The sequence below is a fragment of the Streptomyces fumanus genome, from assembly GCF_014655295.1.
GTDB classification, from domain to species: domain Bacteria; phylum Actinomycetota; class Actinomycetes; order Streptomycetales; family Streptomycetaceae; genus Streptomyces; species Streptomyces fumanus.
On record NZ_BNBI01000018.1, the window covers coordinates 151,383 to 167,280 of the forward strand.

Here is a 15,898-nt window from a genome sequence, read left to right on the forward strand (position 1 = left end):
GACGACGCAGTCGGTGGAGGCTCCGCATGCAGGCATGGCAGGTGCACGAGAACGGCGAGCCGGGCGAGGTGATGCGCCTGGCGGACGTGGCCCCGCCCACGCCCGGCGAGGGGCAGGTCCTGCTCCGGGTGCGCGCCGCCGCCGTCAACTTCCCCGACGCGCTGCTGTGCCGGGGCCAGTACCAGGTCAGGCCGCCGCTGCCGTTCACCCCCGGCGTGGAGGTCTGCGCCGAGACCGAGGACGGCCGCCGGGTCATCGCCACCCCCGTGCTGCCGCACGGCGGCTTCGCCGAGTACACCCTCGCGCACACCGCCGCGCTGCTGCCCGCGCCGGAGGCCCTGGACGACGCCCGGGCCGCCGCCCTGCACATCGGCTACCAGACCGGCTGGTTCGGCCTGCACCGCCGGGCCCGCCTGGAGGCCGGCGAGACCCTGCTGGTGCACGCCGCCGCGGGCGGGGTGGGCAGCGCGGCCGTCCAGTTGGGCAAGGCCGCCGGCGCCACCGTCATCGGCGTCGTCGGTGGCCCCGAGAAGGCCGCCGTCGCCCGCGAACTGGGCTGCGACCTGGTGATCGACCGCAAGAGCGAGGACGTCATCACCGTCGTCAAGGAGGCCACCGGCGGCCGGGGCGCCGACGTGATCTACGACCCCGTGGGCGGCACCGCCTACACCCAGTCCACCAAGGTCGTCGCCTTCGAGGGCCGGATCGTCGTCGTCGGCTTCGCCAGCGGCACCATCCCCAGCGCGGCGCTGAACCACGCCCTGGTGAAGAACTACGCCGTCCTCGGCCTGCACTGGGGCCTGTACACCACGAAGAACCCCGAGCTGGTCCAGCACTGCCACGAGCAGCTCACCGAACTGGCCGCCCGGGGCGCGATCTCCCCGCTGGTGAGCGAGCGGGTGCCGCTGGACCGGGCCGCGGCCGCCGTCCAGAAGGTCGCCGACGGCACGAGCACCGGCCGGATCGCCGTCGTGATGGAGGAGGCAGCATGACCGACGCAGCCGAACTGCGCCGCCGCACCCAGGAGTTCCTGGCCGCGCACCCGCCCGCGAGCACCGCCCGCACGGACTTCCTGCGGGCCCGCTTCGACGCGGGACTGGCCTGGGTGCACTTCCCCGAGGGCCTCGGCGGCCTCGGCCTGCCCCGCACCCTCCAGCCCGTCGTCGACGCCGAACTGGCCGCCGCCGGCGCCCCCGACAACGACCCCCGGCGCATCGGCATCGGCCTCGGCATGGCCGCGCCGACCATCCTCCAGTACGGCACCGAGGAGCAGAAGCGCCGCTTCCTGCGCCCGCTGTGGACGGGCGAGGAGGTCTGGTGCCAGTTGTTCAGCGAACCCGGCGCCGGCTCCGACCTCGCGGCCCTGGGCACCCGCGCCGTCCGCGACGGCGACACCTGGGTGGTCGACGGGCAGAAGGTGTGGACCTCCAGCGCCCACCTCGCCCGCTGGGCCATCCTCATCGCCCGCACCGACCCGGACGTGCCCAAGCACCGGGGCATCACCTACTTCCTGTGCGACATGACCGACCCGGGCGTCGAGGTCCGGCCGCTGCGGCAGATCACCGGCGAGGCCGAGTTCAACGAGGTCTTCCTCACCGGCGTCCGCATCCCCGACGACCGCCGCCTCGGCGAGGTCGGCGACGGCTGGCGGGTCGCCCAGACCACCCTCAACAACGAGCGGGTCGCCATCGGCGGCCGGCGCCTGCCCCGCGAGGGCGGCATGATCGGCCCGGCCGCCCGCACCTGGCGCGAACGCCCCGAACTGCGCACCCACGACCTGCACCAGCGCCTGCTCACCCTGTGGGTCGAGGCCGAGGTCGCCCGGCTCACCGGGGAGCGGCTCGGCCAGCAGCTCGCCGCCGGCCACCCCGGCCCCGAGGGCGCCGGCATGAAACTGGCCTTCGCCCGCCTCAACCAGGAGATCAGCGGCCTGGAGGTGGAACTCCGCGGCGCCGAGGGCCTGCTGTACGACGACTGGACCATGCGCCGCCCCGAGCTGGTCGACTTCACCGGCCGCGACGCCGGGTACCGCTACCTGCGCTCCAAGGGCAACAGCATCGAGGGCGGGACCAGCGAGGTCCTGCTCAACATCGTCGCCGAACGCGTCCTCGGCCTGCCCGCCGAGCCGCGCACCGACAAGGACGTCGCATGGAAGGACCTCGCCCGATGAGCGCCCAGCCGGACCTGCTGTACTCGGAGGAGGAAGAGGCGCTGCGCGCCGCCGTCCGGGACCTGCTCACCGACCACTGCGACCCGGCCGGCGTCATCGCGCGCACCGAGTCCGACGCCCCGCACGACCGCGCCCTGTGGAAGTCCCTCACCGAGGGCATGGGCCTGGCCGGGCTGCTCGTCCCCGAGGAGTACGGCGGCCAGGGCGCCACCCACCGCGAAACCGCCGTCGTACTGGAGGAACTGGGCCGGTCCGTCGCCCCCGTGCCCTACCTCACCAGCGCCGTCGTCGCCACCGAGGCCCTGCTGGACTGCGCCGCCGGGGACCTGCTGGCCGAGCTGGCCACCGGCCGCCGCGTCGGCGTCCTCGCCGTCGCCCTGCACCTCGCCCCCGGGGCCGCCTTCACCCCCGTACGGCTCGAAGGCGGCGCGCTGCACGGGGAGCTGACCGGCATCGCGGACGCCGCCGCCGCCGACCTGCTCCTCGTCCCCGCCGACGACGGCGGACTGTACGCCGTGCGGGCCGGGGACGCCACGGTCACCCCGCTGACCTCGCTGGACCTCACCCGGCCGCTCGCGACGGTCACCCTGGCCGGGGCGCCGGGGCGGCGGCTCGGCGACGCGGAGCCCGCCGTACGACGCGCCCTGCGGGCCGGGGCCGGACTGCTCGCCGCCGAACAACTCGGCCTCGCCGACTGGACGCTGACCGAGACCGTCCGCTACCTGAAGGACCGCAAGCAGTTCAACCGGCCCGTCGGCGGCTTCCAGGCGCTCAAGCACCGGCTGGCCCAGATGTGGCTGGAGACCGTCCACCTGCGCGCCGCCGCCCGCAACGCCGCCGACGCGCTCAGCACCGGCCAGGACACCGAGGTGGCCGTCGCCGTCGCCCAGGCGTACGCGGCGCCCGTCGCCGTCCGCGCCGCCGAGGAGGCGCTGCAACTCCACGGCGGCCTCGGCATGACCTGGGAACACCCCGTCCACCTCTACCTCAAGCGCGCCAAGGCCGACTCCCTCGCCTACGGCACGGCCGGCGCCCACCGCGCCGCCCTGGCCGGCCTGGTGGAACTCCCGGCCCCGTAGGACGGCCGCCGGACCAGGGCCCGCCCGCACCCCGGGCGGGCCCTCGCGCGTACCCCGCCGTCACCAAGTGAACAGGTGACGGCCCTTCGGCCAATTCACCGCGCGGCACTGCTTCCCGGGCCGGTCCGGCTCGCATACTCACTGAGGTCCCGTACGGCCTACCAGGGAGGCAGCGCATGGCCCTCACCACCCGCCGCAGAGCCCTCACCACCCTCGGCGCCGCCCTCGCCGGGTCCCTCGCCCTGCCCGCCACCTCCGCGCTGGCGGGCGAACGCGCCCACCGACCCCGCCCGTTGTGGCGCGCCCACGCCCACAACGACTACGCACACCCCCGCCCCCTCCTCGACGCCCTCGACCACCGCTTCGGCAGCGTCGAGGCCGACATCCACCTCGTCGACGGCCAACTCCTCGTCGCCCACGACCCGGTGGACCTCGACCCCGCCCGTACCCTGGAGTCCCTCTACCTCGACCCGCTCGCCGCCCGCGTCCGCGCCCAGGGCGGCAGCGTCTACCGCGGCCATCACCGCCCCCTGCAACTCCTCATCGACATCAAGACCGAGGGCGCTTCCACCTACCTGGAACTCGACCGGCACCTGCGCCGCTACCGGCACCTGTTCACCACCTACGCCCACGGCCGGGTGCACCCCGGCCCGGTCACCGCCGTGATCTCCGGCGACCGCGCCGCCCGCGCGCCCATGGCGGCCCAGACCACCCGCCGCGCCTTCTACGACGGCCGGCTCACCGACCTGGGCACCGCCGCGCCCGCCTCCTTCATCCCGCTGATCAGCGACAACTGGACGCTGAACTTCACCTGGCAGGGCGTCGGCGCCTTCCCCGACGCCGAGCGCCGCAAGCTGCGCGACATCGTCCGCACCGCCCACGCCCGGGGACAGCGGGTCCGCTTCTGGGCCACCCCCGACCTGCCCGGCCCCGCCCGCGACGCGGTCTGGACCGAACTCCTCGCGGCCGGCGCCGACCACCTCAACACCGACGACCTCGCCGGGCTCGAAGCCTTCCTCGACGCCCGCGGGACCGCCTGACCCACCGGACGACACCACACGATCGGCGGACGGCCCGGTCGCCCGGACGCACCCTCCGCTACGCCACACTTGCGGCCGAAACGCCGTGAACCGGACAGGCGGCGTGGCGGAGGGATCGTCGATGGCCATTTCCATCTCTGTGGTGCTGCTGCTCGCCGTGCTGGCGGTGATCTTCCTGCGCAACGGCGGACTGAAGTTCTCGCACGCGCTGGTCTGCCTGCTGCTGGGCTTCTACCTGGCGAGCACCAGCGTCGCCCCCACCATCAGCAGCGGCCTGACCGCCACGGCGGACATCGTCAGCGGCCTCAGCCCCTGAGCCGGCGGCGCCCGCGAGCCCTTGCGGGTCAGGACGCCGCGAAGACCCCGATGCCGTTCGGGACGGGACGCTCGGCGCCGCCGCTGGGGTGGTTGCGCACCGTCACCCCGGACGAGCCCGGCTCCCGGGCGACCAGCGTCGTCGAGCCGCCCCCGTCCAGACCGAACCCCTCCGTCGCCCCCAAGTCGCCCAAGGTGTCCGCCACTTCGGCGATCGTCAGTCCGGTACGGTACGCGGCGGCCCCGTCCACCGCGAGCAGCAGCACCCGGCGCCCGCCGTCGGCGACGCCCACGGCGGTGCGTACCGCCGAGGTCCGGTCGTCCAGCCCCGCCAGCGGCTCGCCGCCCGCGAGCACCGGGAAGCCGCCCAGCGCGAAGCGGTACGCCGCCCCGGACGCGGCCTTCAGCCCGTACGCCACCCGCACGGCCTCGCCGGTGGCGAGCTTGCGCAGCTTCGCCGCCCCCTCCTCGCGGCCGACCAGCACCGTGGTGTCCGCGCCGATCGCCCCGCTGCCGGGGGTGTCGGAGGTGGACACCACCGTGCCGTCGCGGACGGTCACCTCGTAGGTGTCCGTGCTGCACGGCGCGGCCCGGTCGGTGTCCGTGCCGCAGGTCGCGCGCACCCGGGAGACCTCTCCCCACTCGTGCGTGAACGCCCCGATCGAACCGACCGGCAGCGCGTACTGGTTGAACCCGCCCAGCGGCAGCGTGCCCTCGGCCGTGCCGACCGACCCGTCCAGGGACAGCGCGTCCAGTCGGGCCCGCCCGTCGTCGGCGACCCCGAAGACGTCCTCGGTGCTGGTGCCGGGCGGCAGCGCGGGTCCGAACCGCTGCCCCTTGGGCACCGCCGCCTTCAGCGCCCGGCCGTCCGCGACCGCCGGTCCGACGGCGGCGCCGGTGGCCTCGACGCCCGGGTGCTGGCTCTCGGTGATGTTGAAGAAGTCCCCGTTGACGCCGCCGAGGGCGCCCTGCGCGTCGGCCAGCCGGGAGACCGGGGCCCGGGCCGCGACCGCCCCCGGGTAGAGCAGCCCCAGCGCGACCTTCGGCTCGCTCAGGTCGACGTCGAGCACATGGACGCGGGTCGCGCCCGCCCCCGCGGTGAGGTCCAGCGTCCGGTACGTCACGCCCGGCGCGATGTCCACGGCCGCCTGTGCGGCGCCGGCCGGTGCCGCGCCGATCAGGGCGGCACCGGCCAGCGCGGCGCAGGACGCGAGGAGGGCGAGCACCGGTCTGCGCGCCCTGGTCCGGTCGAGTTGCTCGGGATGTGCCACGGGACCCCCTGATGTCTCGTCGACGGACGTGCGGATCAGGGGAAGTGCACCAGAACCGGGCGGCCTCGCGGGTGCCGGTGCGCCGACGACGCGGGAAAGGGCCGGAAAACGCACTCCGTCGGGTGCCTGGCCGTCCCGGCGGGGCCGGTGCCCTGGCCGTCCCGGGCGGGACCGCTGCCTCGCCGTCCGGGGCGGGACTGCTGCCTCGCCGTCCCGGGCGGGGCCGGGGCCTCCGGTTCTGGTTTCGGTTCCGGGGCCGGTTCCGGTTCCGGTTCCGGGACCGGGCGGTGCGGGCGGTCAGCCGTCCAGGGCGCCGTCGCGGGAGAGGACCGTGACCCGGTGGAAGTTGCAGCCCGTCGGCGGCTCCCCGGCGGGACCCGTCTGGTGGGCCTTGAGCGCGATGCTCACCAGGCTCATCAGCAGGTCGACATCGGCGTCGCAGTCGAGGTGCACGGTCACCCAGCGCGAACCGGGGACCAGGTGGATCGCGCTGGACCCGCCGAGGTCGTAGTGGAAGCGCTGGATGGCCCGGCGGGTCAGATGCAGGTCCACGTCCCGGTCCGAGTGGAAGTGCACGATCTCGGCACGGGCGGAGCGGAGCGCCCGCCCGGTACCGCAACTGGCCGGCCCCGCCGTCAGGTCGGGCCAGTCCTGCAGTCGCTCCAGGGCACGCTGGGCCAGAGTCATGTGCCCATCGTCGCTCGATCATCGCCCCGCAACCAGGGGTTGAGCGATTCGTAACCGCCGCGTGAGGTTGTCCGGGTCCCGCATCACCACCGGAACCCGGACAACCCGGACGGAGGGAGGGGTGCTACGGGTTGACGCACTCCACCGAACCGACCGGCAGATTGTTGCCGGTGGACGTGGCGGTGAACCCGAAGCTGGTACTGCCGTCCGCCGCGATCACCCGGTTGTGATCCGCGTTCTTGACCGTCAACGTGCCGTCGGACCCGGTGGACAGGGTGCCGTTCCACACCGTGTTGATCCGCGTCCCCGAACCGGGCTTCCACTGCACGGCCCAGCCGTTACGCGGCTCGGTGCCGTGGTTCATGACCTCCACGGACCCCTGGAAGCCGCCGTTCCAGGCGTTGGTGATGCTGTAGACGGCCATGCAGGAACCGGTGTGCCCCGGGTCCGTCGGGTCGGGGCTGGGGTCGGTCGGGTCCGGGCTCGGCGTCCCGCCGGAACCGCGGATGCCGGTCACCTCGCCGTTGCCGCCGTCGAAGACGACGTCGGAGCAGGAGAAGAAGTTCTCCTGGCTGTCGGAGCGCACCCACTGGATGAAGATCAGCGCGTCACCGGAGCGGCCCGAGGGCAGGGACAGGTTCCAGTAGTAGTGGCCGCCGTTGCTGCCCGCCCCGCCCTGCTGCGGCGGGTTGGTGACCGTCTGGATCAGGTCCAGGTCGGCCCAGCGCAGCGCGGAGGTGGGCGACCAGCCGGGCTTGGTCAGATAGACCCGGAAGTCCCCGGGGTGCGCGGCCCAGTTGCTGTACTGCACCTGCATCGTCTTGCCGGACGTCAGATGCGTCTTGGGCCAGTCGGAGCGGGCCGCGTTGTACCCGGTGAAGTTGTACGGCGACCGGTTGCCGGCGCTGCACAGCGTGCCGTCCGGCACATAACCGGCGCCCCGGCCGCCCGCGTTGGAGTCGAGCACGGCGAACCAGTTGTAGAGCGCCGTCGAGCCGCTCTCGTTCAGCGCGGCCCGACAGGCGGGGTTGGTCGGGTCGAGGCCGCCGGTGCTGGTGATGGCGTCCAGTTGGCACAGGTAGGTGCGGGAGCCGGGCATCATCGCCACGCCGTGCGCCTCGGCCTTGCCCTGCCCGAGCACGCTCAGGCCGAGCGCGCCGAGCAGGGTGGCCAGGACGGCCGCCAGGGAGAGGAGTCTGCTGCGTCGAGCCATGGAATCTCCTGTTGCGGGTGCAGAAGTGGGGTGGGGAAGGGATCGGCCTTCGAGGGCGGGAACCCCCTGGAACCCCCGCCCGTCCGGGAACGTGCTCCGACCGGACGGGCGAGGGGCTGGTGGGGAGACGCGGACGCCTCCGGGGGAAGCCGGGGCCCGCCCTGTCGGCGGGGTGGAAGACAGGACGTGCCCCGGGGCAGAGGGGCGGCGCGCCGGGTGACGTACCAGGCCCGGACCAGGTCTAGGCGGTGGCGCAGGCCGTGCCGTTCAGCGTGAACGCGGACGGCTTGACGAACGTGCCGCTGTACGTGCCCTGGAAGCCGAACGTCTGGCTGCCGCCGGCCGCGATCCGCGCGTTGTATCCCTGGCCGCTCGCGGTGACCGCCCCCGAGGACGGGGTGACCGACGCGTTCCACGCCTGGGTGATCCGCTGTCCGGAGGGCAGGGTGAAGGCGAGCTGCCAGTTCTCCACGGCCGCGCTGCCGGTGTTGGCGACGGTGACATCGGCGGTGAACCCGCCCGACCAGACGTTCGTGCCGTACGTGACCCTGCAGGCGGTCGGGGTGCCGGGGTTGCCCGGGTTCCCGCCACCGGTCTGGACGGACGCGGAGAAGCTGTTCACCGCGAGCCCGGCGCCGTTCTGCCAGGGCTCGAAACCGGCCTGGATGCTGGTCAGGTACCAGTCGTTGGTGGCCAGCCCGCGCGAGACCGTGTGCCGGACGAAGTCCATCACGTCGAAGCTCCAACTGCTGATCGCCGAGGGCGCCACGAAGGACAGCACGTCGTTGGAGCCGTTGCTGCCGGACCACACCTCCCACGACCGGCCGCCGACGGTCGCCGTACCGACCGGCGAGCCGATCGGCTGGATCGAGCCGACCCGGTTGAACCAGATCATGATCTCGGTCCGGTTCACCCCGTCGGTCCGCGGCGTCGGGTCGAGCCAGATGTCGTACGAGGCGTTGTATACGGCGTTGCTGACGTAGCCGTAGGAGATGCTGCTGGGCGCGGCGGAGATGCCGGAGATCCGGGCGGGCAGGTTCGTCCCCGGCGAGCAGTTGGTGTAGTGGCAGCCGTAGAAGACCGACGGATACGACTTCGGGGCGCCGTTGGTCGGCACCGAGCCGTCGGCCCGGCTCAGCCGGAAGCCGCTGTCGGTGGCGGTGACGCACTGCTCGGCGCTGGTGCCCCAGCGGTTGTTCTGGACGACGTACCGGTTCTGGATGGTCGTCGAGCCGAACTGTTCGCAGATCGTGGTGTCAGCGGCCCGGGCCGGCGCCGCGGCGGTCACCAGCGTCCCCATGAGGACGAGGGCCGAGAGCAGTGCTCCCAGAAGACCACGCGTGGCCTGGGCCTGTTGCGGTAACGGTCGCATGCGGGGGGGAAACCTCTCTGGGGGATCTGGACCTGGGGGGAGCCGTACTGGGGGAGCGCTCCCACCTCCCCACTGATGGGAGCGCTCCCATTACTTGTTTGACGGGGACTGTAGGAGCGGTTCATGTCCCTGACAAGACTGTGCGCAGAAAGGGATGCATTTTTCTGGGGGGAGGGGTGGGTGACAGGGGGTGTGGCCGGGAGAGTTGGGACCGGCTCTCGGATACGGGCGCGGAGTGGCACCCCGCGCCCTCAGGGGCGCGGGGAACTGCGCAGAACGGGGGTCTGGGGGCGAAGCCCCCAGGGACGGGAAGGGTAGGGGCGGCGGGGGCGAAACCCACTGCGGCGAGGGCGAGTGAGGGCGAGGCGGTCGAGGGGGAGCGAGGGCGAGGGCGAGGCGAGGGCGCAGGGTGGGCAGGGAGAGGAACGGGACACGGGGGCCGGGAGCGCTCCCGGCCCCCCCTCAGGCCGAGTCCCGAACCACCAACTCCGTGCGGAGGATGACATGCCGCCAGGCAGCCGCCGAGTCCTCCATCTCCTCCAGCAGCAACCGCACCATCGCCCGCCCGATCTCCTCCACCGGCTGCCGCACCGTCGTCAGCCGCGGCTCCGTGTGCTCGGCCAGCAGAAAGTCGTCGAACCCGATCACCGCGACATCCTGCGGCACCCGCCGCCCCGCCGCCAGCAGCGCGGTCAGCGCCCCGGCGGCCATGCTGTCCGACGCGGCGAACACGGCGTCCAGCTCCGGATGCCGTTCGATCAGCCCCGTCATCGCCCGGCGACCGCTCTCCTGCGTGAAGTCCCCCTCCACGACCAGCGAGGACCGCACCTCCACCCCCGCCCGCTCCAGCGCCTCCCTGTACCCCCGCAACCGGCACTCGGCGACATACATGTCGAGCGGCCCGGTGATGGTCGCGACCACCGAACGCCCCCGCTCCAGCAGATACGCGACCGCACCCCGCGCCCCGCCCGTGTTGTCCGCGTCGACGTAGGTGACGCTCTCCTCACCGGAACGCCGCCCCAGCATGACCGTCGGCAACCCGGCCTCGGCCAGCATGTCCGGCAACGGGTCCTCCGCGTGCACCGACATCATCAGCACACCGTCGACCCGCCCACCCCGCGCGTACTCCACGAAGCGTCGCCGCTCGGCGTCCGTGCGGACCAGGGTGAGCAGCAACTGCACCGGCGTGGCGGGCATGTCGGCCAGCGCGTCACCCACGGCCCGCACGATCTCGGTGAAGAACGGCTCCCCGACCATCCGCCAGTCCGTCTCCGTCATCACCAACGCCACCGCGTCGGCCCGCCGCCCGGCCAGTGACCGCGCCGCGAGGTTCGGCACGTACCCCAGCTCGGTGATGGCCCGCTGCACGGCACGCCGGGTCGACTCCCTCACTCCGGCCGCGTTGTTGATGACCCGGGACACGGTGCCCCGCCCCACCCCGGCCAGGGCGGCCACCTCCTCCAGCGTCGGCGTTTCAGGACGCTGCCTGCCCATGCCCGTCACCCCCCACGAGATCGTCCGATACTACGGTGATCCCGCCGCCGGGATCGAGCGAGGGCGGGGTGGGTGGGGCCGGGCGAGGGCCGGTGGTGACGGATACGGGCGGAGGCGGCCGGTCACGGGCGGGTGCGGGGCGACGGAGAGGGGTGTCGGGAGGCGCCTCGGGGCGGCCGTGCGGCGGGTGAGGCCGCGCCGTCCGGTCAGGCCACGTTGACGAGTCTGATGTAGCGGGTCCAGTCCCACAGCGGACCGGGGTCCGTGTGGTCGCTGCCGGGCACCTCATGGTGTCCGATGATGTGCGCCCGGTCCTTGGGGATGCCGTACTTGGCGCAGAGCGCCGCGGTCAGTGCGGCCGACCGCTCGTACAGCGCGTCGGTGAAGTATTCCGGCTGGTCCACCCACCCTTCGTGCTCGATGCCGATGCTGCGTGTGTTGTAGTCCCAGTTGCCCGCGTGCCAGGCGATGTCGGCCTCGCGGACGCACTGCGCGATGTGTCCGTCGGCGGACCGCACCACATAGTGCGCGGACACCTTCTTCTGCGGGTTGCGGAAGATGGCGAGGGTGTCGGCGTACGTCTCCTGCGTGACGTGGACGACCACGTAGTCGACCGGGTAGGCCGTGGGACGGCTGGACCTGGTGTAGTTCGACGTGCTCGCCGGCTGCCACTCGGCGCCCGGATAGTCGACGGCCCGTGCTCGCGCGTCGGCCGTGGGTCCGGCAAGCAGCGCGTAGGGCGCGACGGCGAGCGCGGCACCGCCCGCGAGGAGCCGTCGTCTGCTGGTCAGCGGTCTTGCTCGTTCCATGGAGGTCACCTTTCGGCCGATGGGTCGGGGTCGGGTCGGGTTCGGGCAGGTGGGGGACCGGGCGGGGGGCAGGTCAGTTCCGCAGCCCGGCCGCCGTCTCGCGCAGCCGCGCGTGCACTCCCCGGTGAGTCTCGCGCGCGGGCAGCCACTGTTTGCGGAGCTTGGCCACGCAGGTGTAGTTGGTGTCGCACACATTGGCCAACGGCGACTCGACCGCCTGGGTCGCGAACTGATAGGCGTCCAGTTCGCTGAACCCGTAGTCGCGCACCAGCCACCGCACCAGGTCGAGCTGGGATATGCGGAAGGCGTCCTCCAGCGGGCGCGCGGAACCCGTCGAGACGATGTGCGTGTCGGATTCGATGCGCGGCCAGGGCGTGGCCAGTCCCTTGAGCAGCTCGACGATCACCACCGTGTGCATCGCGCACTCCACGGCGACCCCGCAGGTCTCTCCCTCGCCCTGCCGGGCGTGGCCGTCGCCGAGACTGAGCAGGGCGCCCTCCACATTGACCCCGAGGTAGCAGGTGACGCCGGCCCGCATCTCCGGGGTGTCCATGTTCCCGCCGTGCGCGTCCGGCACCAGGGCGGAGCGCACCTCCAGGTTGGCCGGGGCCACACCGACCGTGCCGTGCATCGGATCGAGGGGCAGCTCCGCCTCGAAGTCGCTGTCGCGGGCGCGGAACAGCGCGGTGCGCCGGGTCCGGTCGAGCTGCCATATCCAGACCCGCTCCTCCAGCGGTGGCTGGAGCGTGGCCGTGGCGGCGGTGGAGGTGAGCGCGCCGAACAGGGGGACGGTGGTCGACGCGGCCCAGTCCCGGGCCGGTTCGATCGACACGAAGTGCACGGCGACCGTGTCACCGGGCTCCGCGCCCTCCACGTAGAAGGGGCCGGTCTGAGGGTTGAGGTACGGGAACTCGCACACCTCGGACACGAGGTCCTTCTCCGACCGCACCCGGCCGGCGAAGCAGTCCTCCGTGTAGAGGTCGAGGACGGTGCCGGGAGCGATGCGCGCCACGGGCGCCGCGCCGCCGAACGTCCAGGCGTACTCGCCCGGTTCGGGACGCACGGTCAGGATCCTGGGGTCGCTCATCGCTGTGCGGCTCCGTTCTGCGCGAGGCGGTCGATGCGGTGGTCGAGGGATGAATCACCGTACGACGGCCCAGGGTTGGGCAGAAGGACACCGAGCATTTCGGTGGACAGCGACGCGACTGTGGAAAACTCCGTCACCCGTCCGAGCGACGGCCTGGGCGGGAGAGGGAGGGCCAGGGCGGGAGAGGGAGGGTTAGGGCGGGAGAGGAGAGGACGAGCGGGACCGGAAGGGGGCTGCGTGGCCCGTGCTCAGGCTCGTTCCGCCATCGCCGCGGCCCGTGTTCAGGCCCCTTCCGCGACCGCCGCGGCCCGTGTTCAGGCTCGTTCCGCGACCGCCGTGGCCCGTGTTCAGGCTCGTTCCGCCACCGCCGCGGGATCGTCCAGTACGGCCCGTACCACCGAGTGCGCGGCCCCCAGCAGCGGTCCCTCGGAGCCCAGTTCCGACACGGACACCGGGCAGGCCGGGCCCGCCGTGCGCCGGGCCAGTTCGTCCCGCAGGGACGGCAGCAGCCAGGGCGCCAGTCCGGCCAGCGCCCCGCCCAGCACCACACTCTCCGGGTCCAGCAGATTGACCGCCCCGGTCAGCGCGATCCCGAGCGCCGTACCGGCTTCGCGCAGGGCACGCCGTACCCCCTCGTCGCCGTCGGCGGCGCGCTCGGCCAGCACGCCGACGCGGTCCGTGCCCGGTTCCAGGCCGGCCGCGCGCAGCACCGCCTCCTCACCGGCGTACTGCTCCAGACACCCGCGCCCGCCGCACGCGCAGGCGGGCCCGTCGGGACGCACCGGGACATGGCCCAGCTCACCCGCGAAGCCGCGGGTACCGCGCAGCAGCTTCCCGTCCACGACCACCGCCGCGCCGATGCCGATCTCGGCCGACACGTGCAGGAAGTCGCGCGGTGCGCCCTCGCCGAGCCAGAGCTCCGCCAGCGCGCCGAAGTTGGCCTCGTTGCCCACGGTCAGCGGCACGTCCAGGGGCAGCAGGGGAGCGAGGTCCGTGTCCTGCCAGTCCAGGTTCGGTGCCCGTACGACGGTCCGGGCGTCCCGCGCCACCAGGCCCGGCACCGCCACCGCGAGCCCGGCCGGCCACAGCCCCTCGGCCGTGGACTCGGTGACGACCCGCCGGACCAGACCGGCGAGTTCATCGAGCACCGGCTCCGGACTGCGGCCGCGGTTGCTGCCGTGGTGCACGGCCCGGGACCGTATCCGCCCGCGCAGATCGACCGCGCAGACCGCGAGATGGTCGACGCCGACCTCCGCGCCGATCCCCGCCGGTCCGCCCGCGCTCACGGCGAGCGCGGACCCGGGCCGGCCGACCCGGCCCGGCCGCTCGGGCCCCAGCTCCTCCAGCAGGCCCGAGCGGATCAGCTCGTCCACGAGGGTCGACACCGCCGCGCGGGTCAGCCCGATCCGGGAGGCGACGGCCGCGCGGGAGAGCGGTCCCTCTGCGCTGACGGTGTGCATCACCCGGGCGAGGTTGCGCCGGCGCATTCCCTGCTGGGTGTCCGGCAGCGCGCGCCCGGGTCCGGCCGGGTGGGCCTTGTGCGGCGGTGCGGTCATGCCTCCTCGGTCCTCGCTCGGGGATGTCCGCCCCTCGCGGGGGCCTGGTCGGTCAGTCGGTCGTGGACGTGCCCCGCTCCAGCAGCGGGGCCGCGTCGGAGAGTACCCCGGAGATCCTCGCGAGGGTCTCCTCGTCCCGTTCCACGGCGTCGAGCACCGGACCGGCGGCGGTGTTCCAGCGCCGGGCGACCGCGGCCGGGTCCTCGCCGGTCAGCAGTCCGGCCGCCTGGGCCGCAGCGCCGAGCGCCACCAGTTCCCTGGCCTCCGGGATCTGCACCGGGCGCCCCGACAGCCGCCGTACGGTCTGCTGCCAGGCGGTGCCGCGGGCGCCGCCGCCGATCAGCAGCAGCGGCGCGGCCGGGTCGGCGTCCGCGTCCAGGACCAGGTCCAGCGCGCCCAGCAGCGCGTGCACGGCGCCGTCGTACGCGGCCTGCAGCAACTGGCCGCCGGTGGTGTCGTGGCGCAGCCCGTGCAGCAGGCCCGAGGCGTTCGGCAGCAGCGGGGTGCGTTCGCCGTCCAGGTAGGGCAGGAGCGTGACCGATGTGCCGGGCTCGACGGCTTCCCGGTCCAGGCCCAGCAGGGCCGCGACCCGGTCGACGGCGAGCGTGCAGTTCAGGGTGCAGGCCAGCGGCAGCCAGTCGCCGCGCGCGTCGGCGAAGCCGGCCACGGTACCGGTCGGGTCGGCGGTCCGGTGCCGGGACACCGCGTACACCGTGCCCGAGGTGCCCAGGCTCATCACCGGCACTCCGGGGCGGACGCCCAGGCCCAGCGCGGCGGCGGCGTTGTCGCCGGTGCCGGGGGCGACCAGGGTGCCCTTGGCGAACGGCAGGCCATGGCCGTCGCGGACGGTGCCGGCCACCTCGCCGGGCCGGACCACCCGGGGCAGCAGCGCCGGATCGAGCCCCACGCGCGCGAGGGTCTCGTCGTCGTACGCCTCCGTCCCGGACGCCCACCAGCCGGTGCCGGACGCGTCGCCGCGGTCGGTGGTCCCCTCGCCCGTCAGCCGCTCGGTGAGGTAGTCGTGGGGGAGCCGTACGGCCTTGGTGGCGCGGACGGACTCCGGTTCGTGCTCGGCCAGCCAGGCCCACTTGGTGACCGTGAACGACGCGCTCGGCACGCTGCCCGTGCGCTCCGCCCACGCCTTCGGGCCGCCCAGTTCCTCGATCAGGCGCCGGGCCTGCGGCGCCGACCGCACGTCGTTCCACAGCATCGCCGGGCGCACCGGCTCGCCCCGGGCGTCCAGCGTGACCAGCCCGTGCTGCTGGCCTCCGATGGACACCGCGGCGGCCTCGCGGGCCGGCTCACCGCACTGTCGCAGGGCTTCGCACAGGGCGTCCCACCACTGGCGCGGGTCGCTCTCGCGGGCGGCGCCCGACGACACCGTGTGCGGTGCCTGGCCGCTCGCGACGACCCGGCCGGTGGCCGCGTCGACGACCAGCGCCTTGGTGGACTGGGTGGACGTGTCCACGCCGACGACGAGCGGACCCTCGGCTGCTGACATCGGGTTACTCCCTTTTCCGCGGCTCAGCGGGATCTGGCCTGACCTGGGGTTTTACCGGGTTGTCCGGGCCCTGGGGACCCCGACACCACTCCTCGGGGACATCTTGTCCCTTCCCAGGAGTGCGTCCGCATACTAATTTGTAAAGTGCCATGACGAAATAGGCGCAAGCGAGCAAGGAGCCGCGACATGAGCTACCAGCCCACCCCTGAGGACAGGTTTACGTTCGGTCTGTGGACCGTTGGCTGGCAGGGCAGGGATCCGTTCGGGGATGCGACCCGGGCGGAGCTGGATCCGGTGGAGTCGG

14 protein-coding genes and 1 pseudogene are annotated in these 15,898 nt (G+C 73.6%); 6 read left to right on the forward strand and 9 right to left on the reverse strand.

All coding sequences use genetic code 11. The features are described 5' to 3' along the window. Nucleotides 1-26 precede the first annotated feature (26 nt). From IE316_RS31555 to IE316_RS31575, 5 genes are all read left to right on the forward strand, one after another. Nucleotides 27-992 (forward strand): NADPH:quinone oxidoreductase family protein, encoded by a 966-nt coding sequence (locus IE316_RS31555; RefSeq protein ID WP_190207944.1) that lies wholly within the window; start codon nucleotides 27-29, stop codon nucleotides 990-992. Next, complete coding sequence (locus IE316_RS31560) at nucleotides 989-2,170, forward strand: acyl-CoA dehydrogenase family protein (RefSeq protein WP_190207945.1); 1,182 nt, start codon at nucleotides 989-991, stop codon at nucleotides 2,168-2,170. The genes IE316_RS31555 and IE316_RS31560 overlap by 4 nt, the downstream gene beginning before the upstream one ends. Continuing rightward, nucleotides 2,167-3,249, forward strand: a complete 1,083-nt coding sequence (locus IE316_RS31565; protein ID WP_190207946.1) for an acyl-CoA dehydrogenase family protein — start codon at nucleotides 2,167-2,169, stop codon at nucleotides 3,247-3,249. The genes IE316_RS31560 and IE316_RS31565 overlap by 4 nt, the downstream gene beginning before the upstream one ends. Nucleotides 3,250-3,425: 176 nt before the next feature. Further along, complete coding sequence (locus tag IE316_RS31570; RefSeq protein WP_190207947.1) at nucleotides 3,426-4,289, forward strand: phosphatidylinositol-specific phospholipase C/glycerophosphodiester phosphodiesterase family protein; 864 nt, start codon at nucleotides 3,426-3,428, stop codon at nucleotides 4,287-4,289. Nucleotides 4,290-4,410: 121 nt separating this feature from the next. Beyond that, on the forward strand, nucleotides 4,411-4,605 hold the full coding sequence (locus tag IE316_RS31575) for a hypothetical protein (protein WP_190207948.1): 195 nt from the start codon (nucleotides 4,411-4,413) through the stop codon (nucleotides 4,603-4,605). 28 nt (nucleotides 4,606-4,633) lie between these two features. Here the strand turns inward: IE316_RS31575 and IE316_RS31580 are convergent, their stop codons facing one another. The 9 genes from IE316_RS31580 to xylB form a co-directional block, all read right to left on the reverse strand. After that, a complete protein-coding gene (locus IE316_RS31580; protein WP_373311364.1) occupies nucleotides 4,634-5,830 on the reverse strand; it encodes a phosphodiester glycosidase family protein in 1,197 nt (398 codons plus the stop codon). Nucleotides 5,831-6,172: 342 nt separating this feature from the next. Then, complete coding sequence (locus tag IE316_RS31585) at nucleotides 6,173-6,562, reverse strand: luciferase domain-containing protein (protein ID WP_190207949.1); 390 nt, start codon at nucleotides 6,560-6,562, stop codon at nucleotides 6,173-6,175. Nucleotides 6,563-6,686: 124 nt separating this feature from the next. Then, nucleotides 6,687-7,775 (reverse strand): lytic polysaccharide monooxygenase, encoded by a 1,089-nt coding sequence (locus IE316_RS31590; protein WP_190207950.1) that lies wholly within the window; start codon nucleotides 7,773-7,775, stop codon nucleotides 6,687-6,689. Between the two features lie 241 nt (nucleotides 7,776-8,016). Then, entirely contained in the window at nucleotides 8,017-9,147 is a 1,131-nt protein-coding gene (locus IE316_RS31595; protein WP_190207951.1) for a glycoside hydrolase family 12 protein, read from the reverse strand. 462 nt (nucleotides 9,148-9,609) lie between these two features. After that, on the reverse strand, nucleotides 9,610-10,641 hold the full coding sequence (locus IE316_RS31600; RefSeq protein ID WP_190207952.1) for a LacI family DNA-binding transcriptional regulator: 1,032 nt from the start codon (nucleotides 10,639-10,641) through the stop codon (nucleotides 9,610-9,612). 206 nt (nucleotides 10,642-10,847) lie between these two features. Then, nucleotides 10,848-11,450, reverse strand: a complete 603-nt coding sequence (locus IE316_RS31605) for an N-acetylmuramoyl-L-alanine amidase (RefSeq protein ID WP_190207953.1) — start codon at nucleotides 11,448-11,450, stop codon at nucleotides 10,848-10,850. Between the two features lie 73 nt (nucleotides 11,451-11,523). Continuing rightward, nucleotides 11,524-12,537, reverse strand: coding sequence for an acetamidase/formamidase family protein (locus IE316_RS31610; protein WP_190207954.1), 1,014 nt, complete (start codon nucleotides 12,535-12,537; stop codon nucleotides 11,524-11,526). 347 nt (nucleotides 12,538-12,884) lie between these two features. Beyond that, the gene (locus tag IE316_RS31615; RefSeq protein ID WP_190207955.1) at nucleotides 12,885-14,093 is read right to left on the reverse strand and encodes an ROK family transcriptional regulator; all 1,209 of its coding nucleotides are present in this window, start codon (nucleotides 14,091-14,093) and stop codon (nucleotides 12,885-12,887) included. Nucleotides 14,094-14,145: 52 nt separating this feature from the next. Continuing rightward, entirely contained in the window at nucleotides 14,146-15,594 is a 1,449-nt protein-coding gene (gene xylB / locus IE316_RS31620; protein WP_190207956.1) for a xylulokinase, read from the reverse strand. 186 nt (nucleotides 15,595-15,780) lie between these two features. On the opposite strand from xylB, the pseudogene IE316_RS31625 reads away from it, so the two are divergent. After that, nucleotides 15,781-15,898 (forward strand): annotated as a pseudogene (locus IE316_RS31625) (xylose isomerase); the annotation flags it as partial.